Genomic DNA, 14,803 nt, shown 5'->3' on the forward strand with positions numbered 1-14,803 from the left:
GGGGAAACCAGTGAACAATAATCGTGATGCAGCCGAGTATGATTACGTCATCATCGGCGCCGGCTCGGCCGGTTGCGTGCTCGCCAACCGCCTGAGCGCTGACGGCAAGCATTCGGTGCTGCTGCTCGAGGCCGGGCCGAAGGACACCAACATCTGGATCCACGTGCCGCTCGGCTACGGCAAGCTGTTCAAGGAAAAATCCGTCAACTGGATGTACCAGACCGAGCCGGAGCCCGGCCTGAACGGGCGGCAGGTGTTCCAGCCGCGCGGAAAAGTGCTCGGCGGCTCGAGCTCGATCAACGGCCTGCTCTATGTGCGCGGCCAGCACGAGGACTACGACCGCTGGCGGCAGCGCGGCAATGCCGGCTGGGGCTATGACGACGTCCTGCCCTATTTCCGGAAGGCGGAAGACCAGCAGCGCGGCGGCGACAAATATCACGGCGCCGGCGGCCCGCTGCCGGTGTCGGACTGGCGGCATCACGATCCGCTGTCGGAAGCCTTCGTGCACGCCGCGGCCGAGGCCGGCATTCCGACCAACCCGGATTTCAACGGCGCGACCCAGGAGGGCGCGGGCTTCTTCCAGACCACGACGCGGCGCGGCCGGCGCGCCTCGACGGCGCGATCCTATCTGCGGCCGGCGCTGACGCGCGGCAATCTGCATGTCGAGACCTCGGCGCTGGCGCAGCGCATCCTGTTCGACGGCAAGCGCGCGAGCGGCGTCGCCTACAAGCAGGGCGGGCAGTTGCGCACAGCCAAGGCGCGCAAGGAGGTGCTGGTGTCGAGCGGCGCGTACAACTCGCCGCAATTGCTGCAGCTCTCCGGCGTCGGCCCGGCCGATCTGTTGAAGCAGCACGGTATCGAGATCGTGCTCGACGCGCCCGGTGTCGGCAACGATCTGCAGGATCACATGCAGGTGCGCATCGTCACACGCTGCGCGCAGAGCGTCACGCTGAACGACGTCGTCAACAATCCGGTGCGTCGCGTCATGGCGGGCCTGCGCTACGCGGCGCTGCGCAAGGGGCCGCTGACGATTGCAGCCGGCACCTCGGGCGCGTTCTTCAAGACCAGCCCGCGGCTGGCCTCGCCCGACATCCAGATCCACTTCCTGCCGTTCTCGACCGACAAGATGGGCGAGAACCTGCATCCGTTCTCGGGCTTCACGGCGTCGGTCTGCCAGCTGCGTCCGGAGAGCCGCGGCTCGCTGAAGATCAGGAGCGCGGACCCGAGCGTGGCGCCGGAAATCCGCATCAACTATCTGGCGACCGAGACCGATCGCCGCGCCTTCATCGACGGCATCCGCATCCTGCGCAAGATCCTGGCCGCGCCGGCGCTGAAATCATACGCGGTCGGGGAAGTCGATCCCGGCGCCAAGGTGGTCAGCGACGACGATCTGCTCGAGTTCTGCCGCCGCACCGGCAGCACGGTCTATCATCCCACCTCGACCTGCCGGATGGGCAATGATGCGCTCGCAGTGGTCGACCAGCGGCTCAAGGTGCGCGGCATCGACGGCCTGCGCGTGGTCGATGCGTCCGTGATGCCGGACTTGATGTCGGGCAATACCAACGCGCCGACGATCATGATCGCGGAAAAGGCGTCGGATATGATCTTGGAGGATGCAAGATAGACAGCGTCCCGTCATCCCCGCGCAAAGGCTTCGCCTTTGTCGCTGGAAGAGCGAGCCATGCGGCGCAATTGCGCCGTTGGACGAGCCTCGAAAGATGCGCGGCCGCAGACGGGCCATCGACCCTTCGAGGGCCGCTGAAGAAGCGGCCACCTCAGGGTGACGGTGATGGAGTGGGGTACGGACGTTAGCCCTTATACGCCCGCACCCGCGCGACCATCTGCTCGACATGGGCGATCGGCGTCTCCGGCAGGATGCCGTGGCCGAGATTGAAGATCAGCCGTCCCTTGGCGAAATTCTCCAGCACGTCGTCCACCGCGCGGTCGAGCGCTGTGCCGCCGGCGATCAGGGCCAGCGGATCGAGATTGCCCTGCACGGCGACACGGCCCTGCACGCGCTCGCGGATCATCGACGGTTCGGTTGTCCAATCGATCGAGACGGCATCGACGCCGGTCTGTTCGACATAGGCCGGCAGCATGCCGGCCGCGCCGCGCGGAAAGCCGATGATCCTGGCGCCGGGGACCTGCTTGCGTACGCCGGCGACGATGCGCTTCGTCGGCTCGATCGACCAGCGGGTGAATTCGCGCGGCGGCAGCACGCCGGCCCAGGTGTCGAAGATCTGCAGACAGTCGGCGCCGGCCTTCAACTGGCCGACCAGATAGTGGATCGAGTTCTCGACCAGCACGTCGATGATCTTGGCGAACGCGTCCGGATGGCGGTAGGCGAGCATCCGTGCCGGCGCCTGGTCCGGCGTGCCCTGTCCGGCCACCATGTAGGTCGCGACCGTCCATGGTGCGCCGCAGAAGCCGATCAGCGCGATCTCGGGCGCAAGCTCGCGCCGGACACGGCGCAGGGTTTCGAACACCGGCTCGAGCTGGTCGAAATTGGCCTGCGTGGCCAGCGTCGCGATCTCGCCGGGCGTTGCCAGCGGATCGAGCCGCGGCCCTTCGCCGGCCTCGAAGCGCACCGAGCGGCCGAGCGCGTAGGGGATCACCAGGATGTCGGAGAAGATGATCGCGGCATCGAAGTTGAACCTGCGGATCGGCTGCAGCGTGATCTCGGTGGCGAATTCGGGTGTGAAGCAGAGATCGAGGAAGCCGCCGGCCTTGGCGCGCAGCTCGCGATATTCCGGCAGATAGCGGCCGGCCTGCCGCATCATCCAGAGCGGCGGCACGGCCTGGCGGTGGCCCGACAGGACCTCGATGAACGGCTTCTTGGTGGGATCCTGGGGCACGCGCAAAGTTCCTGATCTCGATCAAAATTTGGCCCCTGATACACGCTGCGGCGCAATGGGCCAAGGCGGTTCTGGAACCCCCCTTTGCACCGCCCGTTGTCCTTCGAAGCTATTTTGGGGAATGGAGGGACGAGATGACCGAGAAATTCGATCCTGCCCCGCATGACAAGCACGCCGAGAAGCCGCACGAGGCGCAGGCTGCCGATCGCAAGGCGCGCTCCCGGCTGAAGGAGGGGCTGGAGGATACCTTCCCGGCTTCCGATCCGGTCAGCGTGACGCAGCCCGCGCCGTCGAAGCACGACGGCAATCGGGACAATTAGCTGGTATATCGCAGCGCTTGCTAACCACGATGCAAGATCAGTTCGGCGAAGCGGGGAACGATGAGCCGCGCAGCGGTGGTTCGACGCGTGCCGCGCCTATGGTCTGCGGCGGTGATTGATCTTGCAGGCGTGACACGCTTGCGGGCGGCCCCGACGAGCGAAGCCGCCCGCAACGCGTGATTGACAGACTAGACCGGGCCGCCTTCGGGGCGCTGCATCCGGTCGAATTCGAAGGTCACGCCGAGCCGGCGCTCAAGACGCCAGGCCAGGACGCAACGCCGCCGGATCGGCTCACTCTCGATCTCGAGATCGAACGCCAACGGGATTGCCTCGTCGCCTTCCACCGCTAGCCCCGCGCCTCCGGTCGAGATGTTGAGCACAACGCATCCGACGCGGGTGTTGCGGAAGAAGATCGTTCCGCGCTTTATCAGGGGCGTTCGCTGGCTGTCGGTCTTGTATCTTCTTATTGTTGTACTCACGGCGGTCTCCCTACCCCGAGGTGATGCTCCGTCGCGCTCGTTCCCCTCGAGCGCGAGGATCGCGCTTCAGTTGACCAGCACCGCGCCGTCGCAGCGGATGCCCAACACCCAAACGTCGACCTGGCCGAGCCCGATGCCGAGCGTCGAGAGCAAGGTCGCCAGCACCTGGTCGATCGGGCTCGTCACCGCGTTCAGGATGCTCATCACCAGCGCGCCTAATCCCGGGAGCGGAATGCCGGCGATGTTGAGCGAGAGATCGCCGAGCAGGGTGCTGGTCAGCGACGTCAGGAAGTTGGTCGTCGTCACCGTCTTCTTGGTCCCGGACTGGATGTCGCTATAGCTGAAATTGACGTTGGTCGGTGTGGTGTTGCCCATGCCGGCATGGGCCAGGCCGGTGATCGGGATCCCCAGCACAGTGGCCAGTGTTGCCGGCGGCGGATTGGGCTTGGTCGTGAAGTTGGTCATGTCGGCAACCGTGACGTTGCCGATCCAGGCATCGACGATTCCCGGCGTCACGCCGACCGTGACCTGCGAGGTGCTGATGTCCGGATGGCCGCAGGACACTGCGTTCAGCGTCGCGGTCCCCGAGGCGACCTCGACATAGACCGGCAGATTGATCGATGCGATGCTGCCGGAGCCGAGAACGTTGATGGTCGCCAGGATCCTGGTCTGTGCGGTGTGCACGCTCACGCCCTGGGTGCCCATCACGATCCAGCTCGATCCGACCGGGCGCTCGCCGATCGTTGCCATCACGGAGACGTTGGCGATGCCGGGCAAGCCGAGATTGACCGAGGTTGCGATCTGATGGCTGCCGTTCGCGATCTGCGCCACCGTCGAGATAAGGTCGAATACCGAAACGCTGGCGCCGACCTTCGGTTTCTGCCCCACCGTCAGATTGGCGAAGGGGCCGAGGTCGATCAGGTTACCCGGCGAAATCTTGGTCGAGGAGCCGGTGACGGCCTGCGAGATCGTCGACAGTGCGGTCGTGGCGGCGTTCGCGCCGTTGGTGATCTGCTGGGTCGTCAGCGCGGCTGCGATGATGTCGCCGACCTTGAAGTTGCTGCTCAGCAGGTCGCTATAGGTGACGCCGGTCAGGTTGACCCGGGTTGCCAGCGCGGACAGGAAGTCCAGGGCGTCGATCTTGGCGCTGATCAGCGAATTGTAGTCCATCACCGAGAGCGACAGCGAGGTGCCGAGCATCGAGCCGAGCAACGCGTTGATCACGCCGCCATTGACCGAGAGCAGTCTTGAGCCGATCGCGAACGTGGCCATTTCGGTCGATGTCGCCGTGGCAGTCGTCTTGATGGTGAAGCTGCTCGCGCCGGTCAAATAGCGCGCGAAGTAGAGCGGGGTCTGGGTGTTCAACGTGACGCGCGCGGCATTGGGAATGCCGACCGCCGGGGTCACGAAGCGGGACTGTGGGGCGATGGCGCTGTTCGCGGTGTAGGTCCCTGTCTCGACCTTGACCAGCGCGCTGGCTGGATAATTGTTCTGTGTCACCGTCGCGGTGGCGGCGTTGACCGGATTGCTCAGATTGGCGGCGGCGACGATCGCGGCGAGGTCGGCGGTGCTCTGGGTCTTGCGCCGATCGGCGAAGATCGTGCCGAGATCGATCGCGAGTCCGGCGCACCCGATCAGCAGCGTCATCAAGCCGGCCGAGATCATCGCGAAGTTGCCGCGTTCGTCGGCGCCGAAGCGTCGCATCAGCATGAGGATGCCCGTCATCTAGAAACCCCCGTACTGAATGGCCGCGGAGCGGACGATGGTGCTCGCCGGCGCGGGAACGAACGGCAGCTTGTAGATGAAGTTGCCGGCCGCGTTGTAGTTGACGGTCACGACGTAGACGTTGGCATTCGACGGGGACGGCGCCGCGTTGACCGTGAGATTGCTGGCAACGAGCAACGGATAGGTCGATGCGTTGGCGGCGACGTAGCTCGTCGCGAGGCTGTTGCGTTCGGTGTCGGTCATTCCGGCGATCGATGATCGCGCCGCTTCGGCGGCGAGTTGCTGAACGCCATGCACCATCGCGAGATATGAGCCGAATACGATGATGCCGAAAATGAAGGCGAGAAACAGCGGCAGCATCAGCGCAAATTCGACAGCAGAAGCGCCGCTTCGACAGCGAAAGAACCTGGTCATTGCACACCTCGACACGCAAGCTACGGCGTCACGTTGCGAGGCTTTGATTAAGGAAAAATATGAAAACGCTTCAGCGAATCAGTGGCGGCAATCGAGATCGATGGCTACGCCAGAACTTATCGGATGCTCGACACCTTATGAGGCGATCAAAATATTTGATGCTACGTCCGTAATAATGCGGGGGCTCATACCCTCGATATCCGCGCGCCCGCGCGGATGTAGTCGCCCGATACCGCAGCTACGCAGGATAATGCACGTAACAATACATATGTGCTGCAATTGCAGTGGGTTGGCCGAAAATTGAGGCTAAACGAAAGTGCAACCAAATGTTAGTATAGCTAAATCACATACTATGGAGATCGTAATTGCGCCCCGTGCTGAGATTGGAGCGGTCGCGATGCACAGACCACGTCAGCATTTGAATATTCCTACTGAAATTGTTCGCACCGTCGTTGCGATTGCAGAGACGGGAAGTCTATCGAAGGCCGGCGAACGTCTCGGCCTCAGTCAGCCTGCGATCAGTTCCCAGGTGAAGCGACTGCAAAGCCTGGTTGGCGGCGCGCTGTTCGTCAGAACGGCAAACGGCACCACGACGACGGAGCTCGGCAAGGTTGCCGTGCAACAGGCCAGGCGAATTCTCGAAGCCAACGATCAGCTGCTTCGACTCGGTGGCAGTCATGAAGGACCCCAGCCGCTGCGGCTGGGACTCAGCACGATGCTTGCCGAGGAATTCCTCAAGCTGCATCCGGCCGATGCGCTCACCGATGTGCTGGTTCACGCCGACATGTCGCCGATCGTCATCAGAGGATTGATCGACGGTTACATCGACATCGCCTTCGTCTACAGCAACCCTTCGCTCGAGAACGAAGACGAGGTAACGATCGCCGCCGAGGCGGACGAGCGTTCGGTCTGGGTACGATCGCGGGATTTTGTGCTGCGGCCGGGCGCCCCGATCCCGATCCTGGCGTGGCCGGGCGACGACTGGATGATCCGGACGCTCACCAAGCACAACATCACGTACAAGATCGTGTTCAGGAGCCCGAACCACCAGCTGCGACTGGAAGCCGCCCGGGCCGGATACGGCCTGACGGCGTGCCCCGAGCGGATGATCCCGTCCTCGCTGGTCTCGGCGAAGGACTATTATCTTCCGGAGCTGCCGGTGCAGAAGCGTCTGCTCTGTGTTCGCCCGGGCCTCGAAGGCAGCCGTGCGACGGCGATGGTGCAGCGGATGTCCAGCCTGTTCTTCAGCGGCGCCAAGCCGATGCGTCAGGTGAGCAACATGTAGTCCCGTGCCGCGGCAATCTCGCGGCACCGATCAATAGTGCGGCGGGCGCTCGTTGGCGGGTCCCGGTGCTTGGCGCTCGGCGTCCTGGAGCCGGTCGCGCAACTCGGCGAGTTGGCGCGTCAGCGCGTCGATCTGCTTCCATTGCGCCGTGATGGTCTGGTTCAGCGTCTCGATGGCTTCGTCCTGGTAAGTCAGGCGGACCTCCAGCGCGTCGATACGCTCGCTCAGTCTTGCCGCATCACTCATGGACGGCGTCTCCGTGCCCACGTTCGTGCAGGCCGTGGCCGAGCGCGACACGCTCGTCGAACACGAAGCAGCCGCCGCGCCAGCGGCTGTCCTGCTGCGGAATTTCCTCGAGATATCTGAGGATGCCACCCTTGAGGTGATAGACCTCGGTGAAGCCCTGCGCGAGCAGATAGGCGCTGGCCTTCTCGCAACGGATGCCGCCGGTGCAGAACATCGCAATCCTTCGGTGCTTCGCCGGGTCGAGCTGTTGCGCGGCAAAGTCCTTGAATTGTCCAAAGCTCGCAATCTTGGGATCCACCGCACCCTCGAAGGTGCCCATCGCGACCTCGAATGCGTTGCGGGTGTCGAGCACCATGATGTCAGGTGAGGTGATGAGCTCGTTCCAGTCGGCGACGTCGACATAGGTGCCGACCTGCCGGCTCGGATCGATCGTGCTGTCGCCGAGCGTCACGATCTCCTTCTTCAGCCGCACCTTGAGCCGTTGGAACGGCATCTCGGCGGCCGCGGAGAATTTCAGCTCGAGATTGTCGAGACGCCCGCCGAACAGCGATCCTTGCCTGAGCTCCACGACGAAGGCATCGATGCCGTCGGCGGTGCCGGCAATGGTGCCGTTGATGCCCTCATGCGCCAGCAGCACGCTGCCCTTGAGATCGAGGTCTGTGCAGAGCGCACGCAGCGGCTCGCGCAATGCGCGGAAATCCGGCAGCGCGGCGAACTGGTAGAAGGCGGCGACCTTGAGGGGCATGGCCGGGGGTTTATCAGGCCGGTCAAGCCGGCGAAACCCCGCAAAGCCATGCATTATCGGGATAATTCCTCTGGCATGCCAGGCATTGCTCTGCTGGGGATGAATGTGCCATGTACTTTGCATCCCTTTGCCATCCATCCGCTGCGGCAACATCAGACCATCACGATCAAGCGAGCACTCCGTTATGAGGAATTTCCATTTCGCCGGCCGTTCCACGGTCCACGCCCAGAACGCGATGGTGGCGACCTCGCATCCGGAGGCGGCGCTGGTGGCCATCGAGGTGATGCGCGAGGGCGGCACGGCGGCCGACGCTGCGGTCGCGGCCTGCGCGCTGCTCGGCGTGATCGAGCCGCAATCGACCGGCATCGGCGGCGACTGCTTTGCGCTGATCCAGCCGAAGGGCGAGGGCAAGATCACGGCCTATAACGGCAGCGGCCGGGCGCCGATGGCCGCCAATGTCGAGTGGTATCTCGAACGCAACATCCATTCGGTGCCGTTGACCTCGGCGCATGCCGTCAGCATTCCCGGCGCAATCGATGCCTGGGACGTGATCCTGCGGGATCACGGCAAGTTCGGCTTCGACCGGTTGCTGCAGCCGGCGATCAAGGCCGCCGAAGAGGGCTATGTCGTCGCGCCGCGCATCGCCTTCGACTGGAAGAACGGCTACGAGAAGCTGAAGAACGGCACCAACTCCGAGCGCTATCTGCTGCCGCATGGCAAGCCTGCGGTCGCCGGCGACGTGATCCGCCAGCCCGAGCTCGGCAAGACCTTGCGCGCGATCGCGCAAAAGGGCCGCGACGCCTTCTATAGCGGCGAGATCGCCGCCGACATGGTCGACACGCTGCGCGGCATCGGCGGCCTGCACACGCTGGAAGACTTCGCGGCGCATTCGACCGAGACCACCGCGCCGATCGGCACCATGTACAAGGGCCACGACGTCTGGCAGTGCCCGCCGAACGGCCCCGGCATCACCATGCTGGTGATGCTCAACATCCTGTCGCGCTTCGACCTGACCAAATACAAGCCGCTCAGCGTCGAGCGCTTCCACCTGGAAGCCGAGGCGGCGCGCATCGCCTACATGATGCGGGAGCAGCATATCGGCGATCCCCAGCAGGTGCATGTCGATGTCGCCGGCATCCTCTCCCGCGAGTTCGCCGACGAGCACATCAAGAACATCCGGATGGACGGCCTGCTCGACCTGCCGAACGTGGCGCCGCCGATGAACCCGTCGACGGTCTACATCACGGTGGTCGACAAGGATCGCAACGTCTGCTCCTTCATCAACTCGATCGCGCATTCGTTCGGCTCGGCGATCGTCTCCAACAAGACCGGCGTCCTGCTGCAGAACCGGGCCGGCGGCTTCCGCATCCAGCCTGGCCATCCGAACTGCATCGCGCCGGGCAAGCGTCCGCTGCACACCATCATCCCGGCGCTGGCGACCAAGAGCGGCCGCTCCGTCATGTCGTTCGGCGTGATGGGCGGGCAGTATCAGCCGGTCGGCCAGACCCACGTGCTGACCAACATGCTCGACTATGGCTGCGACGTGCAGGAAGCGATCGACATGCCGCGCGGCCTGCACTACGAGGGCTTCTATCAGCTCGAGGACTCGGTGCCCGCCGAGATCGTCGAAGGCCTGAAGAAGATCGGCCACAAGACCACCAGCGTGGTCGCCCCGCTCGGCGGCGGCCAGGGGATCTGGATCGATTGGGACAAGGGCACGCTGACCGGCGGCTCCGATCCGCGCAAGGACGGCTGCGCCCTCGGCTACTGATCGGATCGACATCAATCAGGGAAGGACGCCCCAGATGCAATCTTCACGACGCACGATCATCAAGACCGCATTCGCCGCTGTCGCGGCGGCGGCCTCCACGTCCGTTGTCAGCGAAATGGCAACGGCCCAAACCGCAGGAAAGCCCATGACCACAGCTTCAGGCCTCCAGATCATCGACAGCAAGGTCGGCACCGGCGCCTCGCCGAAGACCGGCCAGACTTGCGTCATGCACTACACCGGCTGGCTCTACGAGAACGGCCAGAAGGGCAAGAAATTCGACTCCTCCGTCGACCGCAATGAGCCGTTCGAGTTTCCGATCGGCCAGGGCCACGTGATCAAGGGCTGGGACGAGGGTGTCGCCACCATGAAGGTCGGCGGCAAGCGGACGCTGATCATCCCGCCGAACCTCGGCTATGGCGCGCGCGGCGCCGGCGGCGTGATCCCGCCGAATGCCACGCTGATGTTCGACGTCGAACTGCTTGGTGTAAAGTAAGCCACTGGCCGTCAGGTAACGGGCCCACGACAAGAGGGGCGCAGCGATGAAGATCTCGATCCTCGATGACTATTTCGACACGCTGCGCACCCTCGATTGCTTCCGCAAGCTCAATGGCCACGACGTCACGATCTGGAACGATCACGTCCAGGACGTCGACGCGCTGGCCGAGCGGCTCTCCGACACCGACGCGCTGGTGCTGATCCGCGAACGCTCCCAGATCCGCACCCCGCTGCTCGAGCGGCTGCCGAAGCTGAGGCTGATCAGCCAGCGCAGCGTCTATCCGCATATCGACATCGACACCTGCACGCGGCTTGGCATCATCGTGTCGTCGAGCCAGCATGCCGATACCCCGTCCTACGCTACCGCCGAGTTCACCTGGGGCCTGATCCTCGCGGCGATGCGCGCGATCCCGCAGCAGATGGCGGCGCTGAAGGCGGGCAAGTGGCAGATCGGCGTCGGCCATACGCTGCGCGGCAAGACGCTCGGCATCTACGGCTACGGGCGGATCGGCGCCGTGGTCGCGGGCTATGGCAGGGCGTTCGGCATGAACGTGCTGGTCTGGGCGCGCGAGGGTGCGCTGGCGAAGGCGCGCGCCGACGGTCACGAGACCGCGGCCAGCAAGGCCGATTTCTTCGCCCGCTGCGACGTGCTGTCGCTGCATATGCGGCTGGTCGATGCGACGCGCGGCATCGTCAAGGCCGAAGACCTCGCGCGGATGAAAGACACCGCGCTGATCGTCAACACCAGCCGCGCGCCGCTGATCGAGCCGGGCGCGCTGGTCGACGCGCTGCGCGCCGGCCGCCCCGGCATGGCTGCGATCGATGTCTACGAGAAGGAGCCGCTGCGCGACACCACGGATCCGCTGCTCAACATGGACAATGTGGTCTGCACGCCGCATCTCGGTTACGTTTCGCGTGACGAATACGAGATCCAGTTCACCGACATCTTCGATCAGATATTGGCCTATGCTGCGGGCACGCCGACCAATGTGGTGAATCCGGATGTACTGGCGCATCCGCGGCCGCGCGACTGACCTGCGTCGCTAACCCGTAGCGCCCGGCTCGATGGACGGGCCGTCTCATCATCGTTCAGCGAGTCCAGTGGGCCGCTGCGGTCACCCTGTCGACCGCATGTCTGACGATGTTCTTGACGCCGCCGAGCGCCTTCTGTCCCTTGCCCTTGGCTTCCAGGATCGCGCCTCTGCCCTGCATCGCCGGAGAACCGGTGACCTTGCCAAGACGCCGCTTGAACCTGCCGACCGCCTCGTTGGCCGTGCCCCTGATCTTGTCGGTCCTGCTACTCATGAAATTACTCCTTCAGAATACGCTGACGCAACGCGCCGGGACATGGCTATGTTCCGATTTGGCGATGTTCCCATTTTGCGCTCGCCTGCGCGCGCGGTTTTCGCTAGCGTTCCGGCCACGAAACTTGACCAACGAAAGCAAGAATGATGAGCGGTTCCCACGATCACACCCATTCCCACGATCACGCCCACGATCATCACCATCATGACGACGAGCGCTGGAAGCACGACGGCGTCCGCGTGATTCCGGGCAACCAGCTCGATCCGAACGTCCCGTCGACCGCCGGCATGGACCGCAAGGCCGCGATCAATTTCGCCCGCGTCGGCGCGCAGAAACTGTGGGCAGGCACCGTCAGCATCAAGCCGGATGCCAAGACCGGCGCGCATCATCATGGCCATCTGGAAAGCATCATCTATGTCGTGAAGGGCAAGGCGCGGATGCGCTGGGGCGAGAAGCTGCAATTCACCGCGGAAGCCGGGCCCGGCGATTTCATCTTCGTGCCGCCCTACGTGCCGCATCAGGAGATCAACGCCAGTCCCGACGAAGTGCTGGAATGCGTGCTGGTGCGCTCCGACGGCGAGGCGGTCGCGATCAATCTCGATATCGAGCCGGTCGAGAAGCCGGAGAACGTGCTGTGGGTCGATCCGGTGCACCGGCATCCCGACGAGAAGAAATAGCCGCGCGGCATCGCCGCGACGGACAACAATAACAAACAGGGAGGCCAGCATGACGCTCGTTCGTTACGAGAGCGCCAACCACGTCGCGACCATCACGATGGCACGCAGCGACAAGCACAACGCGCTCAACAACGCGTTGTGCACGGAGTTGCGTGACGCCTGGCTACGGTTTCGGGACAGCGACGATCGCGTCGCGGTGCTGGCTTCCGCTGAGGACAAGTATTTCTCCGTCGGCGCCGATGTGGCCGACCTTCCCGTCAATATGTGGCACGCGGTGCCTGGCCTCGGCGTCGATCTCGACAAGCCGGTCATTGCGGCGACGTCGGGCTGGGTGGTCGGCGGGGCCTTCGTGCTGGTCCAAATGGCGGATCTGTGCGTGGCGTCCGAGACGACGCGCTTCATTTATCCCGAGGGCAAGATCGGCACGACGGCCGGCGGCGTCTCGTCGGTGATGGCACGGATGCCGCACAAGATCGCGATGGAATTTCTGCTGGTCGGCGAGGAGATGTCGGCGGAACGCGCCTTCCAGATCGGCTTCGTCAACAAGGTCGCCGCACAGGGGCAGCACGTCGCCATGGCACAGCAGATGGCCGCCAAGATCGCCGGCAACGCGCCGCTGGTGGTCCGCGCGCTGAAGAAGCTGGCCCGCGAAGCAATGCCGAAGGGGCCGCTGGAGACGGTCGCCGACGTGCGGCGGCTGCTCGATGAAGTCAGAGACAGCGACGACCTCAAGGAAGGCGTCAAGGCATTCAGCGAAAAGCGGAAGCCGAAGTTTACCGGGAAGTAGGGCGGGAGGGGCTTCTCTCGTCATTCCGGGGCGACGCGTAGCGTCGAGCCCCGAATCCATCTCACCACGGCTTCGGCGGAGAAATGGATTCCGGGCTCTCGCTTCGCGAGCCCCGGAATGACGAGGAGAGACTAAGCAAACACCGTGTGGTCGATCGGCCCGTTCGGCACCACATAGCCGTAGCGCGTGTTCGACGGCTCCGCGCCGGCCTTCTCATACTGCGCCTTCATCATCGCGAAGCGATCGCCCTTGATGTCGAGCATCGCGCGCTTCGGCTGGATGTTGTAGAGCCGCGCATTGTTGTCGCCGAAAATCGCCGTCTTCACCGGCCCGTCGGCGGGCCCAAGCGGCGCGTAGCCGAACTTCTTCTGCATCATTTCCGGGATTTCCAGCCGCCGCAGGCCCTCGATCTGCCATTGCGGCGCGCCGGTCCACAGTGCGTCGGTGCCCCAGCAGACATGGTCGACGCCGAGCCCCTTGATCAGCGTACCCATCAGCGCGGCGCAGACATTCGGCTCGGCGACCAGCGTGGTCGCGAACAATTGCCCGACATCGCCATAGACATTGTTGACGCCGTATTGCGCCGGGATGTCGGCGAGATCCGAGGTCCAGGCGATCCGGCCGGTGCGCTCGAACTCCGCGAGCGCGACCTTCGGATCGCCGCCGACATGGCGATAGGCCGAGTGATAGATGACGAAGTTGAGCTGCGGCCAGTCCTTGGCGGCCTGGCCGACATCGGCGACGTCGGCGAAGCCGCGCAGGTTCGGATACTGCTTCTCGATCCCGGGCGGGAACAGTCCCTTGTGGACGCAGACATTCTTGATGCCCGCCTTCACCATCTTCTCATAGCCCTTGTAGGCGACCTTCTCGTCATCCAGCCGCCACGGATAGCGGCTGATCTCCTTGTGGGTGTTGTCGCCGATCGTGTAGCCCTTGCAGGATTCCGGCTTCAGCGCCAAAGCCGCGTCGAGCTTGTCGAGCCAGCCGGGCTGCCCGGGCGTGAAGATGGCGTGACAGAACACGCGCCGCGAGCCGGCCTCGTCGTTCATCTTCTTGCGCGCCTCGGCCATCTGCTCGTTGGTCAGGAACCAGTCCTGCTCGATGTCCGACGGCGCCGAGGAGATCAACGCGATCTTGGTGTCGGAATCGAGAAACATCTCCTTCTTGTAGTTGTTGAACTTGAGATCCTCGATGGTCTGCTCGTGATCGTTGAGCTCCTTGTTCCAGCCGGCCTTGCCGACCGCCTTGCGCATTTCCACAAAGCCCATGATGCGGGTGTCGTCGCGCAGGAAATGCGTGTGCATGTCCATGATGAACTGGTCTTTCAGCCCGTTGGCGCGCTCTTGCGCCATCGCCGGCGTCGCGGCCTCGGCCGGCGTCACGTCGAACAGTGGACCGTAGACCTGGTTCATCGCGACGAAGGAAGCGGCCATGCCGGCCGCGGTTTGGAAGAAGCGACGACGATCGAGGCCCTGCTTGCCGCCGAGATCGTCGGCCATCGCGAGCAGCCGTGCCTCGACTTCGCGCTGCCGTTCATTCTGCGGATCGGGATAGAACTCGTCGCTGGAGACGATCTGGGTCGGGATCGGCGTCTGGTACTGGCACAGCTCGGAGGGCATCAAGGCGGCAAGTTCTTCATCGGTGAGATTGCTGCTCATTCTTCGCTCCCGCGTCTCGCCGGATATTTCCGGTCGGATCG

The 14,803-nt window shown here is 64.1% G+C and carries 16 protein-coding genes; 8 read left to right on the forward strand and 8 right to left on the reverse strand.

Features of this window, described 5'->3' with window-relative positions; translation table 11 throughout:
* Nucleotides 1-10 precede the first annotated feature (10 nt).
* On the forward strand, nt 11-1,624 hold the full coding sequence (locus JQ616_RS20940; protein ID WP_212017514.1) for a GMC family oxidoreductase: 1,614 nt from the start codon (nt 11-13) through the stop codon (nt 1,622-1,624).
* 184 nt (nt 1,625-1,808) lie between these two features.
* On the opposite strand, the gene hemE is transcribed toward JQ616_RS20940, so the two are convergent.
* Nucleotides 1,809-2,855 (reverse strand): uroporphyrinogen decarboxylase, encoded by a 1,047-nt coding sequence (gene hemE, locus JQ616_RS20945; protein WP_212017516.1) that lies wholly within the window; start codon nt 2,853-2,855, stop codon nt 1,809-1,811.
* A gap of 134 nt (nt 2,856-2,989) precedes the next feature.
* Between hemE and JQ616_RS20950 the strand changes: the two genes are divergently transcribed.
* The gene (locus tag JQ616_RS20950) at nt 2,990-3,175 is read left to right on the forward strand and encodes a hypothetical protein (protein WP_212017518.1); all 186 of its coding nucleotides are present in this window, start codon (nt 2,990-2,992) and stop codon (nt 3,173-3,175) included.
* 188 nt (nt 3,176-3,363) lie between these two features.
* On the opposite strand, the gene JQ616_RS20955 is transcribed toward JQ616_RS20950, so the two are convergent.
* From JQ616_RS20955 to JQ616_RS20965, 3 genes are all read right to left on the reverse strand, one after another.
* The gene (locus tag JQ616_RS20955) at nt 3,364-3,654 is read right to left on the reverse strand and encodes a PilZ domain-containing protein (protein ID WP_349630028.1); all 291 of its coding nucleotides are present in this window, start codon (nt 3,652-3,654) and stop codon (nt 3,364-3,366) included.
* Between the two features lie 66 nt (nt 3,655-3,720).
* Nucleotides 3,721-5,379, reverse strand: coding sequence for a pilus assembly protein TadG-related protein (locus tag JQ616_RS20960; RefSeq protein ID WP_212017520.1), 1,659 nt, complete (start codon nt 5,377-5,379; stop codon nt 3,721-3,723).
* Nucleotides 5,380-5,793, reverse strand: coding sequence for a TadE/TadG family type IV pilus assembly protein (locus tag JQ616_RS20965; protein ID WP_212017522.1), 414 nt, complete (start codon nt 5,791-5,793; stop codon nt 5,380-5,382). It abuts the gene before it with no gap.
* Between the two features lie 397 nt (nt 5,794-6,190).
* Between JQ616_RS20965 and JQ616_RS20970 the strand changes: the two genes are divergently transcribed.
* Nucleotides 6,191-7,078: a LysR family transcriptional regulator gene (locus tag JQ616_RS20970; RefSeq protein WP_249137026.1), complete on the forward strand. Its 888-nt coding sequence runs from the start codon at nt 6,191-6,193 to the stop codon at nt 7,076-7,078.
* 30 nt (nt 7,079-7,108) lie between these two features.
* On the opposite strand, the gene JQ616_RS20975 is transcribed toward JQ616_RS20970, so the two are convergent.
* Nucleotides 7,109-7,324, reverse strand: a complete 216-nt coding sequence (locus JQ616_RS20975; protein ID WP_212017524.1) for a SlyX family protein — start codon at nt 7,322-7,324, stop codon at nt 7,109-7,111.
* Nucleotides 7,317-8,069, reverse strand: a complete 753-nt coding sequence (locus JQ616_RS20980; RefSeq protein ID WP_212017526.1) for a rhodanese-related sulfurtransferase — start codon at nt 8,067-8,069, stop codon at nt 7,317-7,319. The genes JQ616_RS20975 and JQ616_RS20980 overlap by 8 nt, the downstream gene beginning before the upstream one ends.
* A gap of 184 nt (nt 8,070-8,253) precedes the next feature.
* Between JQ616_RS20980 and ggt the strand changes: the two genes are divergently transcribed.
* From ggt to JQ616_RS20995, 3 genes are read left to right on the forward strand one after another with little or no spacing between them, the layout of a single operon-like run.
* Complete coding sequence (gene ggt / locus JQ616_RS20985) at nt 8,254-9,840, forward strand: gamma-glutamyltransferase (protein ID WP_212017528.1); 1,587 nt, start codon at nt 8,254-8,256, stop codon at nt 9,838-9,840.
* 34 nt (nt 9,841-9,874) lie between these two features.
* Complete coding sequence (locus tag JQ616_RS20990) at nt 9,875-10,333, forward strand: FKBP-type peptidyl-prolyl cis-trans isomerase (protein WP_212017530.1); 459 nt, start codon at nt 9,875-9,877, stop codon at nt 10,331-10,333.
* Between the two features lie 46 nt (nt 10,334-10,379).
* Nucleotides 10,380-11,369, forward strand: coding sequence for a D-2-hydroxyacid dehydrogenase family protein (locus JQ616_RS20995; RefSeq protein WP_212017532.1), 990 nt, complete (start codon nt 10,380-10,382; stop codon nt 11,367-11,369).
* Nucleotides 11,370-11,424: 55 nt separating this feature from the next.
* Here the strand turns inward: JQ616_RS20995 and JQ616_RS21000 are convergent, their stop codons facing one another.
* On the reverse strand, nt 11,425-11,640 hold the full coding sequence (locus JQ616_RS21000; RefSeq protein ID WP_212017534.1) for a CsbD family protein: 216 nt from the start codon (nt 11,638-11,640) through the stop codon (nt 11,425-11,427).
* Nucleotides 11,641-11,786: 146 nt separating this feature from the next.
* On the opposite strand from JQ616_RS21000, the gene JQ616_RS21005 reads away from it, so the two are divergent.
* The gene (locus JQ616_RS21005; RefSeq protein ID WP_212017904.1) at nt 11,787-12,317 is read left to right on the forward strand and encodes a cupin domain-containing protein; all 531 of its coding nucleotides are present in this window, start codon (nt 11,787-11,789) and stop codon (nt 12,315-12,317) included.
* Between the two features lie 49 nt (nt 12,318-12,366).
* Nucleotides 12,367-13,104, forward strand: a complete 738-nt coding sequence (locus JQ616_RS21010; protein WP_212017536.1) for an enoyl-CoA hydratase/isomerase family protein — start codon at nt 12,367-12,369, stop codon at nt 13,102-13,104.
* Nucleotides 13,105-13,235: 131 nt separating this feature from the next.
* Here JQ616_RS21010 and JQ616_RS21015 read toward each other — a convergent pair whose 3' ends face one another.
* On the reverse strand, nt 13,236-14,762 hold the full coding sequence (locus tag JQ616_RS21015) for an amidohydrolase family protein (RefSeq protein ID WP_212017538.1): 1,527 nt from the start codon (nt 14,760-14,762) through the stop codon (nt 13,236-13,238).
* Nucleotides 14,763-14,803 lie beyond the last annotated feature (41 nt).

Origin of the sequence: Bradyrhizobium tropiciagri (assembly GCF_018130545.1) — a bacterium.
GTDB classification, from domain to species: Bacteria; Pseudomonadota; Alphaproteobacteria; order Rhizobiales; family Xanthobacteraceae; genus Bradyrhizobium; species Bradyrhizobium tropiciagri_A.

Coding starts and splice junctions, on each gene's coding strand:
- JQ616_RS20950 (WP_212017518.1), top strand. CDS start 2,990: ATGACCGAGAAATTCGATCCTGCCCCGCATGACAAGCACGCCGAGAAG.
- JQ616_RS20960 (WP_212017520.1), bottom strand. CDS start 5,379: ATGACGGGCATCCTCATGCTGATGCGACGCTTCGGCGCCGACGAACGC.
- JQ616_RS20965 (WP_212017522.1), bottom strand. CDS start 5,793: ATGACCAGGTTCTTTCGCTGTCGAAGCGGCGCTTCTGCTGTCGAATTT.
- JQ616_RS20970 (WP_249137026.1), top strand. CDS start 6,191: ATGCACAGACCACGTCAGCATTTGAATATTCCTACTGAAATTGTTCGC.
- JQ616_RS20975 (WP_212017524.1), bottom strand. CDS start 7,324: ATGAGTGATGCGGCAAGACTGAGCGAGCGTATCGACGCGCTGGAGGTC.
- JQ616_RS20980 (WP_212017526.1), bottom strand. CDS start 8,069: ATGCCCCTCAAGGTCGCCGCCTTCTACCAGTTCGCCGCGCTGCCGGAT.
- ggt (WP_212017528.1), top strand. CDS start 8,254: ATGAGGAATTTCCATTTCGCCGGCCGTTCCACGGTCCACGCCCAGAAC.
- JQ616_RS20990 (WP_212017530.1), top strand. CDS start 9,875: ATGCAATCTTCACGACGCACGATCATCAAGACCGCATTCGCCGCTGTC.
- JQ616_RS20995 (WP_212017532.1), top strand. CDS start 10,380: ATGAAGATCTCGATCCTCGATGACTATTTCGACACGCTGCGCACCCTC.
- JQ616_RS21000 (WP_212017534.1), bottom strand. CDS start 11,640: ATGAGTAGCAGGACCGACAAGATCAGGGGCACGGCCAACGAGGCGGTC.
- JQ616_RS21005 (WP_212017904.1), top strand. CDS start 11,787: ATGAGCGGTTCCCACGATCACACCCATTCCCACGATCACGCCCACGAT.
- JQ616_RS21010 (WP_212017536.1), top strand. CDS start 12,367: ATGACGCTCGTTCGTTACGAGAGCGCCAACCACGTCGCGACCATCACG.
- JQ616_RS21015 (WP_212017538.1), bottom strand. CDS start 14,762: ATGAGCAGCAATCTCACCGATGAAGAACTTGCCGCCTTGATGCCCTCC.